Raw genomic sequence first — 21,184 nt, 5'->3', positions numbered from 1 at the left:
GACAGTGGAAGTAGACCGCTCGTTGTAATGAAGTTCGGAGGCACCTCGGTTGAGGATGCTCCCGCCATCCAGCGCACCATCGACATCGTCAAGGGCCGGCGCGATCGCAGGTTGCGTCCCGTGGTGGTCGTCTCGGCCATGGCCCGTGTCACCGACGAGCTAATCGCGGCCGCACAGCACGCCGTCGAAGGCAGGCTGGCCGACGCCGTTGCGCTCACCGCCGCGTTGCGAGTGCGCCACCACGACGTGGCAGCCGGCCTGGTCGGTCGCAAGCTGCCTGCGCTCCTCGCCGATCTCGACACGCTCTTCGCGCAACTCGATGTCGTGCTCGGCGGCATCAACGCCGTAGGCGAACTGACCGCCCGCACCACAGACCTCATCGCCAGCTTTGGTGAGCGGCTTTCGTCGCTCATCGTGGCGCAGGCGTTTGAGCATCGCGGCATCAGCAGCGCCCTGGTCGACGCTCGCACCTGCATCATCACCGACGATCGATTCGGTCGCGCCACACCGCAGCCTGACCTGATCGCCGCCGCGGCGCAGGCCCATGTGCTTCCGCTCGTGCAGGTAGAGGCTGTTCCCATTCTCGGCGGCTTCATCGCCGCCACCGCGGGCGGCATCACCACCACGCTCGGCCGCGGCGGCAGCGACTACACTGCGGCGCTGCTGGGCCGCGCCCTGCGCGCCAGCGCCATCGAGATCTGGACCGACGTGAACGGCGTCATGACCACCGATCCGCGCATCTGTCCCGACGCGACACGCCTCCGCTCCATCAGTTTCGAGCAGGCTTCGGAACTGGCCTACTTCGGCGCCAAGGTTCTGCACCCGGCAACCATCCTTCCGGCAGTCGAAACGGGCGTTCCCGTCTGGGTCTTGAACTCGCGCGATCCGGCCAACGAGGGTACCGTGATCACCGCGGCACCGCCCGCCACCGGCCGCGCGCTCACCAGCATCGCCGTCAAGCGGCGGTTGACCGTGCTGCACGTCACCTCTCGACGGCTTCTCGCGTCGCATGGATTTCTGCGCCGTGTCTTTGAAGTGCTCGACCGCCACGGAGCGTCGGCCAACATGCTCGCTAGTAGCGAGGTAAGCATCTCCATCGCCCTGGAGCAGACCGAAGATCTCAGCTCCATCGTCCCGGACCTCCAAGCCTTCGCTGACGTCGCAACGGAAGCGAAGCGCGCGCTGGTGTGTCTCGTCGGGGACTTTCAGGAACGACCGGGTGTCGCATCCCGTGCCATGCAGTGCCTTCGCGAGATCGAGGTCGGCATGATCTCACTCGGAGCGAACCGCATCAGCATGAACCTGCTGCTGACCGAGGCAGAGGTCGACCACGCCGTCCGCCTGCTGCACGCCGAGTTCTTCCCGCACAACGCCGCAACCGCGGCTGCAATCCCCGACGCAGGCTTTGCGCGGGAACACGCCATGGCCTGGCACCTGGTCTAGCCCTCAGAAAGCGAGCCCCATGATCCCGTACCGTCTTTGCTTCCTCCAAACGCAACAGGAGATCTCCCAAAGGCAGACCTCGCTCACCCCCATTGCCCACCGCTCCCGCCTGCTCCGAAGCTGCAGGCTCGCGCTGGCCCGCCTGTCGCGCCCATCCTCACGCTCCCGTTCCTCGCGATGGAGAAAAGCCACACTCTGCCGCTGACCCAACCGCACCAGGGCTACTCCTGCCTCTCATTCCTGCGGCTGCACGAGCGCTGCACGGCGTTCGAGTCATGAAAGTCTCCGCGAATCCGCTGCACACCGGCCGACCTTCCCGTGAGACTCTGAGGCAGACGCAACGGGAAGGTGGCACCCCTGAATGGATCGCCGGTCTTTTTTGCAACACTCCATGGCGGCGGCAGGCGGCAGTCTTCTGCCCGGTGCTGCACATGCGCTCCCTTCCGCGCCTGCTAATGCCGGTGCTTTTCCACCCAACTTCCTATGGGGCATGGCCACCGCGGCGTTCCAGGTAGAGGGCGCATGGAGGGAAGACGGCAAAGGCGAATCCATCTGGGACCGTTTCTGCCACACGCCTGGCAAGATCAAGGGTGCCGCAACGGCCGACGTGGCATGCGACCACTACCACCGTTATCGCGAAGACATCGCGATCCTGAAGCAGCTCAACCAGAAGAGCTATCGATTCTCCATCTCCTGGCCGCGCATTCAGCCCAGCGGCACCGGCGCTCCCAACCCGAAGGGACTGGACCACTACAGCCGCGTCGTCGACGCCGCGCTTGAAGCCGGCATACGCCCCTTCTGCACGCTCTATCATTGGGACCTGCCTCAGGCGCTGGAAGACCGCGGCGGCTGGCCCAACCGCGACCTCGCCGGATACTTCGCCGAGTACGCCGGCATCCTCGCCAAGCACCTGGGTGACCGCCTCACCATTTGGGCGCCCTTCAACATGCCCTGGACGGTGGCCTATCTCGGCTACGCCGTCGGCAGCTTTCCGCCGGGCCGGGCAAGCTACACAGACTTCCTCAAAGCGGCGCACACCATCAATCTGGCACAGGGCGAGTCGTTCCGATCCATCAAGGCTGCGTCGTCCAAGGCACAGGTGGGCAGCGCTTACGGCATGTCGCCGGCCTACCCCAAAACGCAGAGCGCTGAGGACCGCGCCGCGGCAGAGCGCTATCACGCCTTCAACAACCTGTATTTTCTCGAGACCGCCATGCGCGGCCGGTACCCCAACGCCTTCGTCGTTCCAACTCCGTATGAGCAGATGGGCTTCCGCAGCGGCGACGACAAGATCATGCAGGTGCCGCTGGACTGGCTCGGCTTCCACTACTACACGCGGCGCGTCGTCTCAGACGCGCGGGGATCCGCAACCGGCAGCACCGGCACGGTCGCGACCGAAACGCAGGACACTGCCCACGGCGGAGATCCGTGGACACAGCTCCAATCGGAAATGCCTGCAGAAGGCCCGCTGACCGACGGCGGCCTGGAGGTCTGGCCGCGCGGCATCTACGACCTGGTCACCCGCATCAGCCGCGAGTACGACCACCCCATCATCGAGATCACCGAGAGCGGTTGCAGCTACCTCGACGCTCCCTACGCAGAGACAAACGGAAGCGTTCCGGACCCGCGCCGCATCGCCTTCTTCCGCGACGAACTCAGGGAGCTGTCTCGCGCCATCGCGGACGGGGCACGCGTTCGCGCCTTCCACGCCTGGAGCCTCCTGGATAACTTCGAGTGGGCCGATGGCTATGCGGAACGGTACGGCATGACCTATGTCGATTTCCGCGACCAGACCCGGACCGTAAAGGACTCCGGTAAATGGTACGGCCGCGTCGCCGCAAACAATCGAGTGGAAGCCTAAGCAGCCCGGAAGCGGAAACGCCTCACACGCAGCACCGTAGCGCCTCGCATGTCATGCGTAGCGGCACGGGCAGCTCAATTGCTAAGAGGGAAAAGTGGCGGAGAGTGGGGGATTCGAACCCCCGATAGAGCTTTTGACCCTATAACGGTTTAGCAAACCGCCGCCTTCAGCCACTCGGCCAACTCTCCGCGGCGTGCCGGCCCAACTTGGGTTGGGCGGCGAACGAAGTTGATTATAGCGGACACACCCCGCAAAAGAACTCGCCCGCTCAGAAACAGCGTCAGTTGCCCCTCAGCAGACCCAAGCAAGCGCCTCGCCACAGACGTCGTATCATGTCCCCATCGTGAAAATGCCATCGTTGCCCTGGTGTGTCGCGCGCCTTTGCGCGGGAGTCGTTCTGGTTGCGCTCGCGCCGTCCCACCTCTCGGCCCAGGCGGCGCCTACCGTCGAGTACCACCTGGCTTTTCCCGACGCGATCCACCACGTGGTCAACGTGGACGCCGTCTTCCACAACGTTCCCGCAGGCCCGCTGGACGTGCAGATGAGCCGCTCTTCACCGGGCCGCTATGCAGCCTTTGAGTTCGCCAGCAACCTCTTCGAAGAGCGCTTCACGGACGAGAACGGGCAGCCGCTCGAGATCGCGCGACCCAATCCGCGCACCTGGCGGGTCTCGGGCCATCACGGCACTGTGCGTGTCACCTATCACCTCTTCGGCGATCGAGTGGACGGCACCTTCATGGCCGTCGACGCCACCCACGCCCACCTGAACTGGCCGGCAACCATCCTGTGGGCGCACGGCCTGGACGACGCCCCGGTCCGCATAACGTTCACGCTGCCGCAAGGCTCGGACTGGCAGGTTGCGACACAGCTTTACCCCACCGCGGACCCGCACACCTTTACCGCGCCCAACCTGCAGTACCTCATGGACAGCCCCGCAGAGCTGAGTCACTTCCGCCTGCACACGTTCACTGTGTCTCCGATTGCACCCGGCGGTAAGACGCAGACGATCCGCGTGGTCGCGCACAGCAACGCCTCCGATGCCGAGGCCGCCGCCTACTTCGCCGGTGCGGAGAAGATCGTGCGGGAAGAGCAGGCCGTCTTCGGAGAATTGCCCGAGTACGAACCCGGCGCCTACACCTTCCTGGCCGACGCCGAACCCTGGGACAACGGCGACGGCATGGAGCACCGCAACAGCACCGTGATGACCGGCCACCGGCTCAGCCTGCAGACGCTCGCGCACGAGTACTTCCACAACTGGAACGTGGAACGCATCCGTCCCGAGGGGCTGGAACCCTTCAACTTCGCCGACGTCAACATGTCGGGCGAGATGTTCATTGCCGAGGGCTTCACCCAGTACTACGGAGAGCTCGCCTTGATCCGCTCTGGCCTGGCATCCACTGCGGAGGGCATGGGCGCGTATGCCGGCGCGCTCAGCTACGTTCTGCACACGCCCGGGAGCTCGTACCGCTCTCCCGTCGACATGAGCCGCCTGGCTCCGTTTGTCGACGGCGCCAGCGATCTCTTTCCCACGGACTTCAACAACACCTTCGTCTCCTACTACACCGACGGTGAAGTCGTCGCGCTTGGTCTGGACCTGTCCCTGCGCGATCGCACGAACGGCCGCGTAACCCTGGATGACTTCATGCGTGCTATGTGGCGCGCCTACGGCAAGCCGGGCGGCCCCGCACCCGGTCTCGTCGGCCATCCCTACACCCTGGCAGACGTGCAGCAGCAGCTTGCCACCGTCAGCGGCGATCCCGCCTTTGCCGCCGACTTCGTGCGCCGCTATATGGCCGGCACCGACAAGCTGGACTACCGTTCGCTGCTGCTCCGTGCCGGCTTCGATCTGCGCCCCGTCAGCGGGCCGCCATTCCTCGGTATCTCCCGCCTGGAAAAGCAGGAGAACGGATTCGTCATCCAGGCTGCGGTCACGACCGGTTCGCCCGCCTACCAGGCTGGCATCGACCGCGGCGATGCAATCGTCTCGCTCGACGGTAAAGCTCTCACGTCCGCGGACGACCTGGGCAAGCTCGTCGCAGCGCACAAGGCCGGGGACTCCGTCGCGATCGTCGTCCGGCGCCGCGGCGGGCAAGAAGTGAACACCTCCGTCACGCTTGCGCCGCCGAATCGCTTTGAGCTGGTTGCCGTCGAGACGGCCGGAACCGCCCTCACACCGGCACAGCAGCAGTTCCGCGCGGCCTGGCTCGGCAGCAAGGCCCGCTAACACCTCCGCTGTAGACCGCAACCCTGTTGGAAGCAGGCAAGTGCCTGAAAGCAATACACCTGTGTGTATCGCTGAGGCACTTCTGCGCGGGTGTGCCGCCTTTGGGGGATATCGGCACACCATCGCCCTCCCTTACCCAATAGGTAATTCACCAGCTTTGGTCATGGCGCCCACGTCCCCGGTGGAGTGTGATGAACGCGGCACACAGGTAAGGTCCCCCGGTAATCGATTCGCCGGGATGGCGTGCACCGACCACTGGTATGCGAGGCCGACCTATGTCACGCCCCCATTTCCGTGTGTACGCCTCTGCGTGCGCCGCTTTTGCTTTGGCATTGCTGCCGGGTCTGAACCGGGCAGCCGCCCAAACAGCACCGGCCCAGACCGTATCGTCGTCCGCACCCGCAACCACGGCTTTCCCAGCCGTGGCGGTCGGTGCAGTTTCCTCGGCGAAGACGGTCACGCTGACCCTGCGTTCCGCAGGCGTCGCGCTTGCACCCACGGCAACGTCTGAGTTCACCATCCTTCCGGGCGGCACCTGCTCGGCTCAGCAAACCTACGCCGCCGGCGACACCTGTACGCTTGCCGTCGGCTTTGCGCCGCAGGCTCCAGGAACGGTCTCCGGCCAGGTTTCGCTGCCCGGTGCCAACGGACGCACCCTCGCCACCGCGCGGCTCATTGGCACCGGCGTGGGCTCGTCCGCGGCCTTCACTCCCGGCGTGGTCTCCACGGTTGCCATCGCCTCCGCCGGACCGCACAGCTTTACGGCGCTCACCACCTCGGCAAGCGGGGTAGCCTACCTCGCCGACCGCTCCACCGGCCAGATCTTGCAGGTAGACCCGGTCAGCGGAACGACTTCCGTGGTTGCGACCGGTCTGCCGGCCTCCGACCCGGTTGCCTCCCTCGCCGCCGATGTGGACGGCACCGTGTACCTCCTCAGCGCGAGCGGCAGCATTTCGCGGGTCGACCCCGGAACAACCGCCGTCACCGCCATTGCCCCGCTGCCAACCACCGCAGGTGCCTCCGCCCCGGCTTCAGCGATCACCGTCGACGCGCAAGGCCGCCTCATTGCCGCTTTCGGCACCGCTCTGGAACGTCTGGACAACGGCGTCTGGACCGCCCTCGCGGCCAACGCTGCCTGCACCGATCCAACCGCAACCTGCGGCGACGGCCAGACCCTCGTCCACGCCCAGTTCGGCTCCGTCACGGCTCTCGCGTCCGATGCCGCCGGCGACCTCTACATCGTCGACGCCGCATCCTCCCGCATCCGCCGAGTGGACGCGTCAACCGGCATCCTCAGCACCGTCGCAGGCACCGGCACCGCCTGCGCCCACACGCCCTGCGGCGACGGCGCCGCGGCCAACACCGCTGCGCTCGGCACACTCTCTGGCATCACGGTCGACGCGCTCGGCGACCTGACCTTCGCCGAGGCCGCCTCGGGACTGCGGCGCATCGACGCTTCCACCGGCACCACTCACTCGGTCCTGGCAACCTCCGAAACCCGCTTCCGCTCCGGCACGGTCAGCCCTGCGGCGCTTCGCGACGGCAGCGTCCTCCTTCTCACCAGCGCTGACGCCTCCACCGTCGCGGAGTTCAGCGCCGCCAGCTCCACCCTCACCTTTGCGCAGACGCCGGTGGGGCAGACCAGCTCCGACAGCGTGCAGACCGTCACTCTGACGAACCGCGGCAACGCCCCGCTCACCCTTGCCACGCCCGCCGCTGGAACCAACCCCAGCACCACCGCGGACTTCCCGCTCGGCGACGCGCAGACGTGCCCGCAACTGTCTGCCAGCAGCGCGGCACAGTCGCTCGCACCGGGCGCGGCCTGCACCCTCCAGGTCAAGTTCAAGCCGACCACTTCGGGCAACATCTCCAGCCGCGTGGTGCTCACGGAAAGCGCCAGCGCCGCTGCCTCCACTTCCTCTGCCGCTGCACCCGCAGCGCAGATCACGCACGCCATCGCTGTGCAGGGCGCCGCAGGCGCGGCTCCGGGCACAGCACCTGCTTCCATCGCGCTGGTCTCTCTGCCCACCGGCCCCGTGTACGGCCAGCCCGTCTCGCTCAACGTCTCCGTCTACGACGCGACCCACACCGGGCCCACGCCCACCGGCACTCTCACCTTCACCGAAGGGTCCACCACCCTGGGCACCGCAACGCTGAGCGGTGGCAACGGCAACTACACCGTCGTCCACCCCTCCACCGGCAGCCACACGTACGCGGTTTCCTACTCGGGCGACAGCTACTACGCCGCCAGCACCCAGAACACCACCATCGACGTCACCGTGGCACGCGCCGCCTCGGTTTACACCGCGTCCCTGCCCACCTATGAGTACGGGCAGGACATTCGCGCTACCTACGTTCTGTCCGGGCAGTACTCCGGCACCGGCATCGCTCTGCCCTCGGGAGTCGTCACCTACACACTGTTCGACAGCAACGGCAACGTCGTTGTGACCGGCACCTCCAACTCTGCCGATCGCGTAAACAGCATCGACGAGAACGCGCCCCTCGGCATGCTGCACGGTGGTACCTACAAGCTCCAGCTCAGCTACCCGGGCGACACCAACTTCCTGCCCTTGCAGCAGGATCTGCAGGTCGTAGTGCAGCCGGCACCGCAGATCATCGTGAACTTCGGCCAGCTTCCCAGCCCCGTCAACTACGGCGTGCCACCCATTCCGCTCATCGGCACCGCGGTTAGCACCGTTACGAACCCCGCGACGCAGACGGGACTTCCCGTTGTCTTCTCCGTGCTCTCCGGTCCGGGAACCATCGTCAACAATCAGCTTGTCGTCACCGGCGTTGGCACCATCGTTGTCGCGGCCAACCAGCCCGGCAATTCCGACTACGCGCCTGCGCCCCAACTCACCCAAACTGTCATCTCGGTACGCCCGGTAGCCAAACTGGTCTGGAACACGCCGGCGCCGATCAATGTCGGGACGCCGCTGGGCAAGAACCAGCTCAACGCGGTGGCGCTCGACCCCAACGGCCAGCCGCTCGCCGGCACTTACACGTACATGCCCACCGCGGGCACAGTACTCCCGGTCGGTCCGGCCACGCTCACTGTCACCTTTGTCCCGACCGACACCGATCACTACGGCAACGTCACGGTCACCGCCTCCGTGGTGCTGACCGTGCGCGACCTGACCACGTCCACCATCACCTTTGCCGGCGGCACCACCACCTACGGCACCGGCCTGGGCAGCGCCCTGAACGCAACCGCAACCTCTAATGGGGCCGCGATTCCCGGCACCTTCGTCTACACCACGAACGGAACGACGCTCTCTGCCACTAGCTCGCTTCCGGTCGGAACCTATACCGTCCTTGCCACCTTCACGCCGACCGACGGCAACACCTATCGCGCCGGTTCCGCCACCGCTACGATCACCGTCAATCCGGCAACCGTCACGGTCACGTTCGCGGGCGGCAGTGTCACCTCCGGAAATGCTCTGGGTGCAACGCTGAATGCAACCGCAACCGCAAACGGCGCAGCGGTTCCCGGCACCCTGGTGTACACCACCGGCGGCACGGCGATCACCGCCGGCACGGTTCTGCCCGCCGGCACCTACCCGGTAGTCGCCAGCTTTACCCCGTCTGACGCCACCAACTATCGCGGCGGCTCCGCAACCGCGACCATCACCGTAACCCGCGGCACATCCTCCACCACGCTCACCTCGTCAGCCACGCCAGTGCTGCTCAACACCGCGGTTACGTTCACCGCGCACGTCACCGGCGGATCGCCCGCGCCGTCCGGAACCGTGCAGTTCACCAGCGGCTCCAGCGTGCTCGGCAGCGCCCCGGTCGATGCCACCGGAAGCGCCACCTTCAGCCTCAACACCTTGCCCGCCGGATCGCAGACCATCACCGCCGTCTACAGCGGTGACGCGAACTACACCGGCAGCAGTGCCACCGTCACGGAGGTCGTTGCCGACTTCACGCTTGCCGTGGCCGCAAACACATCGGGCACGCAATCGGTGCTGCGCGGCTCCGTGGGTACGTACCACTTCACGGTCTCGCCGACCGTCGCCGCCACCCTGGTTGGTCCGGTCAGCTTCACGCTTACCGGCCTTCCCGCGGGCGCAACCTACACGCTTACGCCCTCCACGGTCGCCAGCGGCTCGGGCGCAACGAACGTCACACTTGCCGTCACCGTGCCCGCGCTCAAGAGCCAGGTAGAGCGTTCGCCGCTCCAGCGCGGCTCCTCCGTCGTTGCCGTCGCGCTTCTGCTGCTTCCGTTCACCAGGCGACTGCGGCAGGGTTTTCTCCGCACCAGAGCCGCCGGCCTGCTCGCCACAGTCATCTTCGCTACCGCCGTTCTGCTGTCCACCACAGGCTGTGGTGCGGGCATCGGCTACTACGACGGTTCCGGTCAGACCACTTCCACACTGACGCTCACCGCAAACAGCGGATCGCTCAGCCATGCCGCGACGGTCACGCTGGAGGTTCAGTAATGCGTACTCTCTCCGTCCCCTGCCGTCATCTGTGGTGGCGCGTCATCGCCGCCATCCTGCTCTGCCTTGCCTCGGTGATCGTTGCCTCCGCGCAGCGCAGCAGCTTCGTCAGTCGCTTCGCCGGCTCCGGTGGATCTCGCCCCGGCGCATACGGCGGCGTCGAGTCCGAGCAGCGCTGGGATCTCGCCGTTCTCTACAGCGTGCAGCGGTCCAAGACCGTCACCGGAACCTCCAACTTCTTCCAGATGACGGGCATCAGCGGCAACCTCTACTGGAACGTCTTCCACGGCCTCGGCCTGGTCGGCGACGCGTCCTTCATGCGTGCTCCCAACATCGCCCCGCACATCGATCTGGCCGAGTACACCTACCTGGGCGGCCTGCGCTACACCACCGGCACCGGCAGCGAAAGCCGCGCCCCCAAACGCCTCCAGGTCTTCGTGGAGGGCCTCGGCGGCAAGGTGAAGGGCTTCAACAGCATCTTCCCCGGGCCCAACGGCACGACCAAGAACGCGGAGAGCCTCGCTCTCGAAGGCGGAGCCGGCATCGACTGGCGCGTAGGCCGCAAGATCGGCTTCCGCGTCGTTCAGGCCGATTACGTGCAAACGTACCTGCCCAACGGCCAGCTCAACCTGCAGCGCGACGTCCGCGTATCCAGCGGCTTTTCCGCCCACTTCTAGGCGGCGTCGCACACCTCGGCCTTCCCGTGCCGTCTCACCCTCAGGCTGCCTTCGGTATCATGCAGCTACATTGGCTCATCTGAGGGTTTGCTGCATGCAAAGCTTGTTCCCACGCACGGCGCCACGCCTCCTGCTGGCGCTTTCCGCCGTGCTTGCCGCGTTCGGCGCGCACTCCGCCCAGGCGCAGATCCACGTCGAGAGCAAGACGCTCTCGAACGGAATGAAAATCCTGGTCCAGGAAGACAATTCCATTCCCAACATCGCCTGCTACACCTTCTACCGGGTCGGCTCCCGCAACGAACACGAAGGCATCACGGGGCTCTCGCACTTCTTCGAACACATGATGTTCAACGGCGCCAAGCGCTACGGCAAGGGCGAGTTCGATGCTGCGCTCGACAACGCCGGCGGCACCAATAACGCCTACACCAACACCGACACCACGGTGTACCAGGACTGGACGCCCTCCGGCGCTCTCCCGCTCGTCCTCGACGCCGAGTCCGACCGCATGGAAAACCTCGCCTTCATCCCCTCCGTGGTTGAAAGCGAGCGCCAGGTCGTCTACTCCGAGCGGCGCCTCCGCACCGACAACAGCAACCCCGGCACGCTGGAAGAATCTCTGCGCGCCGCGGCCTACATGAGCGCGCCGTACCACTGGCCCGTCGTCGGCTGGCCCTCCGACATCGAGGGCTGGACCATCGACGATCTGAAGAGCTATCACGCCATGGGCTACGCTCCCGGCAACGCCACCATGGTCATCGTCGGCAACGTCAAGGCGGCCGACGTCTTCGCCATTGCCGAAAAGGACTTCGGCACCATCCCCGCGCATGCCACGCCGCCGCCCGTCCGCACCAAGGAAATGCCGCAGCACGGCGAACGCCGGGTCGAGGTGCACAAGCCCGCCGAGCTGCCGCTGCAATTCATCGCCTGGCACACGGTCGACGTGAAGAGCCCCGACTACTACCCGCTCACCGTGCTCGACAGCATCCTGACCACCGGCCAAAGCTCGCGCCTGTACCGTGCGCTGGTCGACGGCCAGCAACTGGCGCTCAGCATCGGCTCCGGCCAGGACGACACCATGGACCCGGGCCTGTTCACCATCCAGCAGCAGCCCCGCGCCGGCGTCGCTCCGCAGAAGGTCGAAGCCGCCATCTACGCTGAGCTCGACAAGCTGCGCACCGCGCCCGTCGATGCCGCAGAGCTCAGCAAGGCCAAGAACCAGATCATCGCCCAGCTCTACCGCGAGCAGCAGACCATCGCCGGCCGCGCCCAGGCCATCGGCGTCGCCGAGGTCTTCTTCGGCAGTTGGACCCACGTCAACGATCAGGAGAAGCTCATCAACGCCGTCACCGCCGCAGACGTCCAGCGCGTCCTGAACAAATACCTCATTCCCTCGAACCGCACCGTTGCCACGCTCGTCCCCGATGCCACCGCGGTCGATCCGTCTGCGCCCGCGCAGGGCACGCCCGAAGGAGGTGCGCAATGATCGCGCGTTTACTGGCAGTCACCGCCACCACCCTCACCCTGTCCGCGGCGGCACTCGCCCAATCCGCGCCACAGCCATCCGCGCAGCCTACCCAGCCTCCGTCTCAGCACATCGTCACGCCGCCGCCCAAGCCCTACGTCTTGCCAGCGTACGAGCGCTATGTCGCCCCCAACGGCATGACCATCCTCCTGCTCGAAAAGCATGAGGTGCCTCTGGTCGCCGTCAACCTCGTCCTGCGTTCCGGTTCCGTCGCCGATCCCGTCGGTAAGGAAGGCCTCGCCTCCATCACCGCCGCTCTCCTGCGCCGTGGCACCGCCTCGCACACCGCGGAGCAGTTCTCGAACGCCATCGACAGCATAGGCATGCAGTACGGCGCGGGCGTCCTGCTCGACTCGTCCCAGGTCTCGACCAACTTCCTCAAGAAGGACCAGGCCACCGCGCTCGCGCTGTTCACTGACACCGTGTTGCACCCCACCTTCCCAGAGGCGGAGTTCACCAAGCTGCTCGCCCAGCGGCAGGACGCCGTGCGCTCCGCCAAGGACAATCCACAGGCCGTCCTCGGCTTCTACTACCGGGCCTTTCTCTACGGCAACAATCCATACGGCCGTCCCTCCAGCGGAGACGAAAACTCCCTGAAGCACATCACCCGCGAGGACGTGCTCGCGTTCTACAAGACCAACTACACCCCGGCGAACGCCATCCTTGCCGTCTCCGGCGACTTCGACGCCCGCGCCATGCGCTCGGCTCTCGATGCCGCATTTGCCGGCTGGCAGGGCAAGGCACCCGCGCCCGCACCGCTCACCGCCATGGCACCGCTCAAGGGTCGCCGCGTGCTGCTGGTCGACAAGCCGGACGCCACGCAGTCCTACTTCGCAGTCGGCAACATCGGCATCAACGCCACCGACCCCGATCGCGGCCAGCTTGATGTGGTCAACGAACTCTTCGGCGGCCGCTTCACTTCGCTGCTCAACACGGAGCTCCGCATCAAGACCGGCTACACCTACGGCGCCAGCTCCAGCTTCAGCGAAAACCGCGTCGCCGGCCCCTTCACCATCGCTACGTTTACCCGCAACGCGACCACCGGTCCTGCCATCGACAAAACGCTCGAAGTCCTCGACACGGCGCGTGCGCAGGGCTTCACCAGCAACCAGCTCCTCAGCGCCAAGAACACCATCGCCGGCACGCTTCCGCCAGAGCTCGAAACCGCTCAGGCTGTCGCCGCCACGCTCGCCCGCAACGAGCTCTATGGCATCACCCGCGATGCCTTCAACCAGAGTCTTGTTAAGACACAACAGACCACGCCGGACGACGCAAAGCGCCTGCTCGCCCACGACTACCCCGACAGCAAAGACCTCGTTCTCGTCGTCGTAGGCAAAGCCGCGGAGATCCGGCCCGCGATCCAGAAGTACAGCCCCAACATCACCGAGCGCAAAATCAGCGACCCCGGCTTCTAACCCGCACTTCCACTCAGACCACCGGCCCCACCTTGCGCGGTCTCTCAGCGCGCAAGGTGGGGTTCTCACTTTCGGCGCACCTTCCACAAGCAAGACCTAAGTCCTAGGCAAGCCGGTTGCATTCCGGTCTACCATCCAAGGTGATGAACCGTAGAGACCTCCTGCTCGGCGCCTCCGCTCTCGCCACCACCTCCGCCCTGTCCGGCCAGTACAGCACCGCGGCCTTCTCCGGTCTCTCCGGCCGCCCTCCGGTTGCGAAGCGCCGCTTCACCTCCATCACGGTCGAGCGCGCCATCGAGAGCTTCCGCACCGCCACAAGCAGCACGGTTCTCCAGCAGACCTTCGAGAACTGCTTTCCCAACACGCTCGACACCACCGTCTTCCCGTCCACGCGCGACGGCCATCCCGACACCTACGTCATCACCGGTGACATCGATGCCATGTGGCTCCGCGATTCTGCCGCGCAGATGTGGGTCTACCTCCCGCTCACGCGCATCGACAAGACCGTCAGCGACCTGGTCGAGGGCGTTGTGCGTCACCACGCCCGCCTCGTCCTGCTCGACCCCTACGCCAACGCCTTTACCCGCCACCCCGGCGATCACGCGCTCGACTGGGCCCTGCACGACGACACCGACATGAAGCCCGGCGTCGCCGAGCGCAAGTGGGAGATCGACTCGCTCTGCTACGTAGTCCGCCTCGCGCACGGCTTCTGGAAGGCCTCCAACAATCCCGCCGCCTTCGACGACACCTGGCACCAGGCCGCGCGCCGCATCGTCCAGACCTTCCGCGAACAGCAGCGCAAGGAGAACCTCGGCCCCTATCACTTCCAGCGCGCCGCCGCGAACCCCACCGACTCGCTGCCCCTCGGCGGCTATGGAAATCCCACCCGCCCTAACGGCCTCATCTGCTCCGGCTTCCGCCCGTCCGACGACGCCTGCATCTTCCCGCAATTCATCCCTGCCAACCTGTTCGCCGCCGTCACGCTAGACCGCATCGCAGAGATCGCCTCCACCGTCCTGCACGACGACGCCCTCGCCAGTGAAGCCAAGTCCTTCGCCGGCGAGGTGCGCCAAGCGGTCCAGGCGCACGGCATCATCCAGCACCCCAAGCACGGCCAGATCTACGCGTACGAGGTCGACGGCTACGGCAACTCGGTCGCCATGGACGACGCCAATGCCCCCGGCCTCGCTTCGCTCGCCTACCTGCAACTCGTGCCGCAGAACGATCCGCTCTACCAGCGCACGCGCGCCTTCGCGCTCAGCTTCGACAACCCCTACTTCTTCCGCGGCTCAGCAGGCGAGGGAATCGGCGGCCCGCACATCGGCCTCGGCCACATCTGGCCTATGGCCATCCTCTTCCGCGCGCTCACCAGCTCCAGCGACGCCGAAATCACGCAGTGCCTCCGTACCCTCGTGAACACCACCAACGGCACACACTTCATGCACGAGTCGTTCTACAAGGACGACCCCAGCAAGTACACCCGCCCCTGGTTCGCCTGGGCCAACGGCCTCTTCGGCGAACTCTGCCTCAAGCTGCAAGCCGAACGCCCGCAACTCCTCCGCAACTTCAGCGCGTAGCCGGCCTCAAGCGCTGGAGGTAGCGGACAGACGACAGCCACTTGTTCCAGCGCACCAGACATTCCGCTATTTCATCGTGAGATCTGCGGCACGGACGGATCCTCGCCGCTCATCGCCTTTGGGGCGGCGAGCGTGCTCAGTTTCGACTTCGCGATCTTCAGCACCACACCCGCGTTCCTGTCCGCGACTTCGCTCACGTGGTAGTCAGCGGCGACGCCCAAAAACTGCGACGTCTCAGACGGCGTCAGCTTGTACTGGTCCATAATCCAGCCCGCCATGTTGCTCGTCGCGTCACGGAACGCATCGTCGATCGAACCGTCAAGTCCCATCGCGATGATCTCCGTCGGCGTCTCGATGCGGTTGTGTATGCGCTTCCCTCGAATCAAGTCCACCGTGACTTCCACGTCCATCGACGTTTCCAGCGCATTGCCGTTCAACTCGCCGTCGCCCTGCAGAGCGTGACCATCACCAACGTAGAGCAGCGCGCCGGGGACGCTCACCGGCAGGTACAGCGTCGCACCATCCGTCACACCGTTGAAGTCCATGTTGCCACCAAAGCTGCCGCTGTCCTGCGTCCGCGGAGCAGATCCGCCAGGCCCAACCGCCGTCGCAACGCAACCCAGCATCGGGCTCACCGGGATCGCAAACGTCCGCATGTGCTCCCCGGGCTTGTCGGGAGAAGCTGTGCCCTTCGCCAGATCCAGATGCCACTTGATGTTGTTGTGATTGTCCTTCATCCTGACCGCAAGGTCGGCGCTCAGTGCCCGCGGATCAAGGTTGTCGTCCGACTCGGCCCAATCCCGGTTCAGCTTCAGGTGCACAATGCGCACCACCAGCGTGTCGCCCGGCTCAGCGCCATTCACGTAGAACGGCCCGGTCTGCGGATTCCCGCCGGCCACGCGTTTGTCGCCATGCTCGTCATTCCCACCGGCATCCACTGTCGTCGTGTGAATGGTGTCTCCGGGATTCACCGTAAGCACCACTGGATGCAAGGGTGAATAGTCCCGGTAAAACACGGTCGGGACAAACTCGTGTCGTTTCGGCGTCCCGCTTGTCACCCGCGGCGACAGCACAGCCACAAAGGTGAGGCGGTCCGAGTGGGCCGGGTTGTGCGCGTCGGTTGAGAGAAGTGTTCCGGTCAGCTTGCCATCCGCAAGCGTTGCGTTCACCTCGCCGGTGTTGTTGTCTTCGTCGCGCGCGGTGAAGTGAACGGATTGAGCGTGCACCTCGCCATGCAACGCGTCTCCGCCGATCTTGCCGGTAAGTTGACTACCCTTCTCCACCAGGTCCAACGGCATGTAGAAGGTCGTGCCGTGATTGTCGCCTGTCATCAGCCAGTGGCCGGTCAGGGCAGTGGGCGACTGGGCGAGCCCGCACGGAGCAAGAGCGCTCAACAGAATCAGGCTGATCGAACGAATCATGTTCCCTCACGAGGCAAAGAGCGCTGAGACACTCTACGCGATGCAGCAGGGAATCGTTCCCGCTCAGAAGCAGGAATCTCCTTGAAGGTCTATCTCCGCTTCTGTCCACGCCAGCACCAAAGCAAAGCGGGAGGCGCATAGCGCCTCCCACTTCCCGAAACTTGAACGGATTTACTTCAGTTCGTAACCGGCAAAGAAGTACCCAATCTCAAATGCGGCCGTATCTTCCGCATCCGATCCGTGGATCGCATTCTCACCGATGGACGTCGCAAACTTCTTGCGGATGGTGCCTTCCTCGGCGTTGGCCGGGTTGGTCGCGCCCATCACCTTGCGCAGGTCGGCAATCGCGTTGTCCTTCTCCAACACCATCGGAAAAATCGGTCCGCTGGCCATGAACTTGGTCAGTTCGCCAAAGAACGGGCGCTCGGCGTGCACGTGGTAGAAGCCCTCGGCCTGCTCCACGCTCAGCGACATCTTCTTGATGGCGACAATCTTGAATCCGGCCTTTTCGATCTCGGCCAGAATGGCGCCGGTATGGCCGTTGCGGACTGCGTCCGGCTTAACAATGCTGAAGGTGCGCTGCGACATGATGCTCCTGCGACTGGAAGTAGGGTTTTCTTATTGTATCGTCGCAGCCTGCGGGGCCTGATCCTGGCTCGGTATGAACAGCGAAAACGTCGTCCCCGAAGGCTTGCCGAGGGGGTTATTCGCATGACAAGAGCGCACCATGAGCTTGCCACCCTGCCGCTCCGCGAGCGTGTGTGAAATCCATAGCCCCAGGCCGGAACCCGAAGCGCCCTTGGTCGTATAGAACGGCTCGAAGATGTGAGCCGCGGTCTCCGGGCTCATGCCGTGCCCGCTGTCGATCACAGAAATGCGAAGCCCCTTGCGCCCCGTGCGAGGGCAGATTGCGGGCCGCGTGCGAACGCGCAGGTCGCCGCCCCGCTGCATGGCGTCGATCGCATTGCCGATCAGGTTGTTCAGGATCTGCCGGACGTCTCCCTCGAACGTCTTCACCGGCGGGGCCGCGTCGTAGTCCGTAGACACCTGCACCCGCGACGACTTCAGCTTGCCCGCATACAGCGCCAGCACCGGATCCACCAGTTGCTTGGGCGTGCGGTGTACCGCTTCCACCGCGTGGCGATGAAAGCGCAACGTCTCCGACGCAATCCGCGACACGCGCGACAGCTCAGTCTCCGCCGTCTCAATGTAGCTGCGCGACTCTTCCGACAACTCCGGCGCGCCGTGCAGCAGGTACAACAGGTTAGTCACCGCCTCCAGCGGATTGTTGATCTCGTGCGAGATGGAGGCGGCCAGCCGTCCCACCGCGGCCATCTTGTCCGACTCCACCAGCGCCTGCTGCGACAGGGTCTGCTCCGTCACGTTCTGCGCGGTCACCAGCAGTTCGCGAGTTGGCAGTCGCTTCAGTGACCAGTTCCAATAGGTGCGACCATTCGGCAGGGTGTCATAGGCATACGCTGACGCCTGGAACGGAACCCCGGTCCGCTGCACCTCGCGCAGGATCGCTTCCACTTCGGGCGAGGCAGACACTACCTCCAGGAACGATACGCCAGGCGCAGGTACGGGAGCCCCGGCGCTACGCAGCATCACCTCATATGCGGGATTGTGCCAGCGGAAGCGCAGGTTTTCGTCCAGCACCGCAATCCCCACGGGCGTTGTCTGAACCACGGAGTCGAGCAGGTCCTGCTGTTCCCGAATTTGAGCTGCGGCTGTGTGCTCCAACTGCGATGCGATGTACCGCTGCCGATTGGCCTCGGCCAGGGCCATCTCGCGCTCCATGCGCGAGGCCACGTCTCTCTGCCTCAGCACTTCGGCCGCCTCTTCCTGCAAGGAGAGGAGAGACGCCTCGGCCTGTTGCTGCGGCCGCAGGTCTTTCATCGTGATCACGGAGCCGGCCTCGCCACCCATGGTGACCGCCGCCACGCTGCACTCCACCGGCAGCGCCTCCCCGGCACGCGACCACATCACTTCCAGAATGCCGGTCACCGTGTTTCCGGGGCGGATCTCACCGACGAGCCTGCACTCTTCCTGCGGAAAGGGGCTTCCGTCCGGCCGCCGGTTGTGCAGCACCTCGTGCAGGTTCCGACCGAGCAGTTCCGCCTGCGAGTAGCCGAACAGGCGCTCTGCCGCGCGATTGAAACGGCGGCATTCGCCTTTGCGATTCACGCAATAGATGGGTGTGTCGATCTGGTCTAGCAGACCATCGTCGGACCACACCGGCACCTTTGCCGTCTCGCTTCCGGATTGGACTTGCTCGGATCCCATCATGCTTGCGGAATAACGTCCGCAAATGGTGGGATGCACGGAAGCTGCAGCAGTTTGACTGCAGGCAGAAAACAGAAATCCGACATTCGTTCCAGCAGCAAAGGCCTGCTACCGTGCAGGAACGCCGCATATTGTCGCTCGTGGGCGACGCAGTTCGAGGAAGACCGAGGCTACCCCTTGCCCAGAACTCGAGCCATGGTCTCGCCGATCTCTGCCGGCGACTTCACCACGTGGATGCCTGCCTCGGCCATCGCCGCCATCTTGCTCTCGGCCGTGCCCTCGCCACCGCTGATGATCGCGCCCGCGTGACCCATGCGGCGTCCAGGAGGCGCGGTCTGCCCCGCGATAAAGCCGACCACCGGCTTCTTCACGTTCTCCTTGATGTACGCCGCAGCGGCCTCTTCCGCCGTCCCGCCGATCTCGCCGATCATGATGATCGCCTCGGTCTCGGGGTCTTCGTTCAGCAGCTTCAGCGCCGCCACGTGGTTGGTCCCAATGATCGGGTCGCCACCGATGCCGATCGCGGTCGACTGCCCGATGCCGCGCGTCGTCAACTGATAGACGGCCTCGTAGGTCAGCGTGCCCGACCGCGATACAATCCCCACGTTGCCTTCCTTGTGGATGCGGCCCGGCATAATGCCGACCTTGGCCTTGCCCGGCGAGATCACGCCCGGGCAGTTCGGCCCAACCAGCCGCGACTTCGACGCCTTCACCACGTCCCACGCCTTCACCATGTCCAGCGTCGGAATGCCTTCCGTGATGCAGATCACGAGCGGCAGCTCCGCCGCAACGGCCTCCAGGATGCCGTCGGCAGCGAACGGTGGCGGCACAAAGATGACCGACACATTCGCGCCCGTCTCCTTCACCGCTTCCTGAACGGTGTTGAACACAGGGAAGCCCTCAACCGTCGTGCCACCCTTACCCGGCGTCACACCGCCCACAACATTCGTGCCGTACTCCGCACATCCCTTGGCGTGGAACAACCCCTCCCGCCCGGTAATGCCCTGCACAATCAGCCGCGTGTTCTTATCAACCAAAACCGCCATTACTTGCTCCCGTTCGCGGCTTCGACCGCCAGCTTTGCTGCTTCCGCCATGGTTTCGCCAACCGCGTACTTGATCCCTGACTCTTGCAGAATCTTGCGACCCTCTTCCACGTTGGTCCCCTCAAGCCGCAGAACAAGAGGCAGCGTGACGTTCAGGTTCTTTGCTGCCGCAACCACCGCAGTCGCCAGCACATCCACGCGCAGAATGCCGCCAAAGATGTTGATGAAGATGCACTTCACGTTCTTGTCTGCCAGCAGAATCGCGAACGCTGCCTCAATCTGCTGCTGGTTCGCGCCGCCGCCCACATCCAGAAAGTTCGCCGGCGATCCGCCCGCGTACTGGATGATGTCCATCGTCGCCATCGCCAGGCCCGCACCGTTCACCATGCAGGCAATGTTGCCGTCCAGCTTGATGTAGTTCAGCGAATCCTTGCTCGCTTCCACTTCAAGCGGATCTTCCTCCGCGATGTCGCGCAGCTCTTTCAGGTCCTTGTGCCGATACAGGGCGTTGTCGTCGAAGTTGATCTTGCAATCCAGCGCCAGCAGCTTGCCGTCCTTCGTCGTGACCAGCGGATTGATCTCCATCAGCGAGCAATCCGTCTCGACGAACGCCTTGTACAACCCCAGCATGAAGCCGACCGCCTGGTTGATCTGCGGCCCGCTCAGCCCCAGCTTGAACGCCAGGTTGCGCGCCTGCCACGGCTGCAGTCCCAGCGCCGGCTCGATCGCTTCCTTATAGATGGCCTCCGGCGTCTTCGCCGCGACCTCTTCAATCTCCATGCCGCCGGCCTGCGACGCCATCATCGTCAGCTTGCTCGTCGCGCGGTCCAGCACAATGCCCAGGTAAAGCTCGCGCTCGATCGCCGATCCCTGCTCGATCAACAGACGCTGCACCTTCTGTCCCGCGGGCCCGGTCTGGTGCGTCACCAGCTGCATGCCCAGGATCGCCTTGGCCGCCGCATTCGCGCCTTCCAGGTCCTTGGTCACCTTCACGCCGCCGCCCTTGCCGCGTCCACCGGCGTGGATCTGCGCCTTGACCACGACCACCGGATTGCCGCCGCTGAACAGCTTCTTGCTTTCGGTGTCGGCCTGCTCCAGCGTCGTCACCATCTCGCCATCGGGCACGGGAACGCCGTACTTCCGCAGGATCTCTTTCGCCTGGTACTCGTGAATCTTCATTGCCGTACAGCTCCCGCCCGCGTTCAACGCGGAGACGGCTCAAGGGTACCGCACCCAAAAGTACGACCGGCAAACGAACTCCGCACATCAGT

The 21,184-nt window shown here is 65.0% G+C and carries 13 protein-coding genes and 1 tRNA gene; 8 read left to right on the top strand and 6 right to left on the bottom strand.

The window, feature by feature from the left end:
• Positions 1–27: 27 nt before the first annotated feature.
• Positions 28–1,443, top strand: a complete 1,416-nt coding sequence (gene lysC, locus OHL12_RS08585) for a lysine-sensitive aspartokinase 3 (protein ID WP_263413410.1) — start codon at positions 28–30, stop codon at positions 1,441–1,443.
• A gap of 361 nt (positions 1,444–1,804) precedes the next feature.
• The gene (locus tag OHL12_RS08580) at positions 1,805–3,304 is read left to right on the top strand and encodes a GH1 family beta-glucosidase (protein ID WP_263413409.1); all 1,500 of its coding nucleotides are present in this window, start codon (positions 1,805–1,807) and stop codon (positions 3,302–3,304) included.
• Between the two features lie 95 nt (positions 3,305–3,399).
• Here the strand turns inward: OHL12_RS08580 and OHL12_RS08575 are convergent.
• Positions 3,400–3,492, bottom strand: a tRNA-Ser gene (locus tag OHL12_RS08575).
• A 161-nt stretch (positions 3,493–3,653) separates the two neighbouring features.
• Between OHL12_RS08575 and OHL12_RS08570 the strand changes: the two genes are divergently transcribed.
• The 6 genes from OHL12_RS08570 to OHL12_RS08545 all read left to right on the top strand — a co-directional run bounded on the left by OHL12_RS08570 (position 3,654) and on the right by OHL12_RS08545 (position 15,161).
• Positions 3,654–5,528 carry a M61 family metallopeptidase gene (locus tag OHL12_RS08570; RefSeq protein WP_263413408.1) on the top strand — a complete coding sequence of 625 codons (1,875 nt, stop codon included), beginning with the start codon at positions 3,654–3,656 and terminating at the stop codon, positions 5,526–5,528.
• 275 nt (positions 5,529–5,803) lie between these two features.
• Positions 5,804–9,970 (top strand): Ig-like domain repeat protein, encoded by a 4,167-nt coding sequence (locus OHL12_RS08565; protein ID WP_263413407.1) that lies wholly within the window; start codon positions 5,804–5,806, stop codon positions 9,968–9,970.
• Positions 9,970–10,647: a hypothetical protein gene (locus OHL12_RS08560; RefSeq protein WP_263413406.1), complete on the top strand. Its 678-nt coding sequence runs from the start codon at positions 9,970–9,972 to the stop codon at positions 10,645–10,647. Before OHL12_RS08565 ends, OHL12_RS08560 begins: the two co-directional genes overlap by 1 nt.
• 94 nt (positions 10,648–10,741) lie before the next feature.
• The gene (locus OHL12_RS08555) at positions 10,742–12,130 is read left to right on the top strand and encodes a M16 family metallopeptidase (RefSeq protein WP_263413405.1); all 1,389 of its coding nucleotides are present in this window, start codon (positions 10,742–10,744) and stop codon (positions 12,128–12,130) included.
• Positions 12,127–13,584 (top strand): M16 family metallopeptidase, encoded by a 1,458-nt coding sequence (locus OHL12_RS08550; RefSeq protein WP_263413404.1) that lies wholly within the window; start codon positions 12,127–12,129, stop codon positions 13,582–13,584. Before OHL12_RS08555 ends, OHL12_RS08550 begins: the two co-directional genes overlap by 4 nt.
• 143 nt (positions 13,585–13,727) lie before the next feature.
• On the top strand, positions 13,728–15,161 hold the full coding sequence (locus tag OHL12_RS08545) for a glycoside hydrolase family 125 protein (RefSeq protein ID WP_263413403.1): 1,434 nt from the start codon (positions 13,728–13,730) through the stop codon (positions 15,159–15,161).
• Between the two features lie 71 nt (positions 15,162–15,232).
• Here the strand turns inward: OHL12_RS08545 and OHL12_RS08540 are convergent, their stop codons facing one another.
• The 5 genes from OHL12_RS08540 to sucC all read right to left on the bottom strand — a co-directional run bounded on the left by OHL12_RS08540 (position 15,233) and on the right by sucC (position 21,092).
• Positions 15,233–16,582: an acetamidase/formamidase family protein gene (locus tag OHL12_RS08540; protein ID WP_263413402.1), complete on the bottom strand. Its 1,350-nt coding sequence runs from the start codon at positions 16,580–16,582 to the stop codon at positions 15,233–15,235.
• Between the two features lie 171 nt (positions 16,583–16,753).
• Positions 16,754–17,170 carry a nucleoside-diphosphate kinase gene (gene ndk, locus OHL12_RS08535; RefSeq protein ID WP_263413401.1) on the bottom strand — a complete coding sequence of 139 codons (417 nt, stop codon included), beginning with the start codon at positions 17,168–17,170 and terminating at the stop codon, positions 16,754–16,756.
• A gap of 30 nt (positions 17,171–17,200) precedes the next feature.
• A complete protein-coding gene (locus OHL12_RS08530; protein ID WP_263413400.1) occupies positions 17,201–18,871 on the bottom strand; it encodes a PAS domain-containing sensor histidine kinase in 1,671 nt (556 codons plus the stop codon).
• Positions 18,872–19,038: 167 nt separating this feature from the next.
• A complete protein-coding gene (gene sucD, locus OHL12_RS08525) occupies positions 19,039–19,914 on the bottom strand; it encodes a succinate--CoA ligase subunit alpha (RefSeq protein ID WP_263413399.1) in 876 nt (291 codons plus the stop codon).
• Positions 19,914–21,092, bottom strand: coding sequence for an ADP-forming succinate--CoA ligase subunit beta (sucC, locus tag OHL12_RS08520; protein ID WP_263413398.1), 1,179 nt, complete (start codon positions 21,090–21,092; stop codon positions 19,914–19,916). The genes sucD and sucC overlap by 1 nt, the downstream gene beginning before the upstream one ends.
• Positions 21,093–21,184 lie beyond the last annotated feature (92 nt).

Source organism: Terriglobus aquaticus (assembly GCF_025685415.1).
GTDB classification, from domain to species: Bacteria; Acidobacteriota; Terriglobia; order Terriglobales; family Acidobacteriaceae; genus Terriglobus; species Terriglobus aquaticus.
The sequence above is the reverse complement of the archived record's forward strand: the minus strand, read 5'-3'. Positions and strand labels throughout refer to the sequence as shown.

Excerpts from the sequence above, each read along its gene's own strand:
- ndk (WP_263413401.1), bottom strand. The coding sequence starts at position 17,170 with ATGTCGCAGCGCACCTTCAGCATTGTTAAGCCGGACGCAGTCCGCAAC.
- OHL12_RS08560 (WP_263413406.1), top strand. The coding sequence starts at position 9,970 with ATGCGTACTCTCTCCGTCCCCTGCCGTCATCTGTGGTGGCGCGTCATC.
- OHL12_RS08570 (WP_263413408.1), top strand. The coding sequence starts at position 3,654 with ATGCCATCGTTGCCCTGGTGTGTCGCGCGCCTTTGCGCGGGAGTCGTT.
- sucC (WP_263413398.1), bottom strand. The coding sequence starts at position 21,092 with ATGAAGATTCACGAGTACCAGGCGAAAGAGATCCTGCGGAAGTACGGC.
- OHL12_RS08530 (WP_263413400.1), bottom strand. The coding sequence starts at position 18,871 with ATGATGGGATCCGAGCAAGTCCAATCCGGAAGCGAGACGGCAAAGGTG.
- sucD (WP_263413399.1), bottom strand. The coding sequence starts at position 19,914 with ATGGCGGTTTTGGTTGATAAGAACACGCGGCTGATTGTGCAGGGCATT.
- lysC (WP_263413410.1), top strand. The coding sequence starts at position 28 with ATGAAGTTCGGAGGCACCTCGGTTGAGGATGCTCCCGCCATCCAGCGC.
- OHL12_RS08540 (WP_263413402.1), bottom strand. The coding sequence starts at position 16,582 with ATGATTCGTTCGATCAGCCTGATTCTGTTGAGCGCTCTTGCTCCGTGC.
- OHL12_RS08545 (WP_263413403.1), top strand. The coding sequence starts at position 13,728 with ATGAACCGTAGAGACCTCCTGCTCGGCGCCTCCGCTCTCGCCACCACC.
- OHL12_RS08580 (WP_263413409.1), top strand. The coding sequence starts at position 1,805 with ATGGATCGCCGGTCTTTTTTGCAACACTCCATGGCGGCGGCAGGCGGC.
- OHL12_RS08565 (WP_263413407.1), top strand. The coding sequence starts at position 5,804 with ATGTCACGCCCCCATTTCCGTGTGTACGCCTCTGCGTGCGCCGCTTTT.
- OHL12_RS08550 (WP_263413404.1), top strand. The coding sequence starts at position 12,127 with ATGATCGCGCGTTTACTGGCAGTCACCGCCACCACCCTCACCCTGTCC.
- OHL12_RS08555 (WP_263413405.1), top strand. The coding sequence starts at position 10,742 with ATGCAAAGCTTGTTCCCACGCACGGCGCCACGCCTCCTGCTGGCGCTT.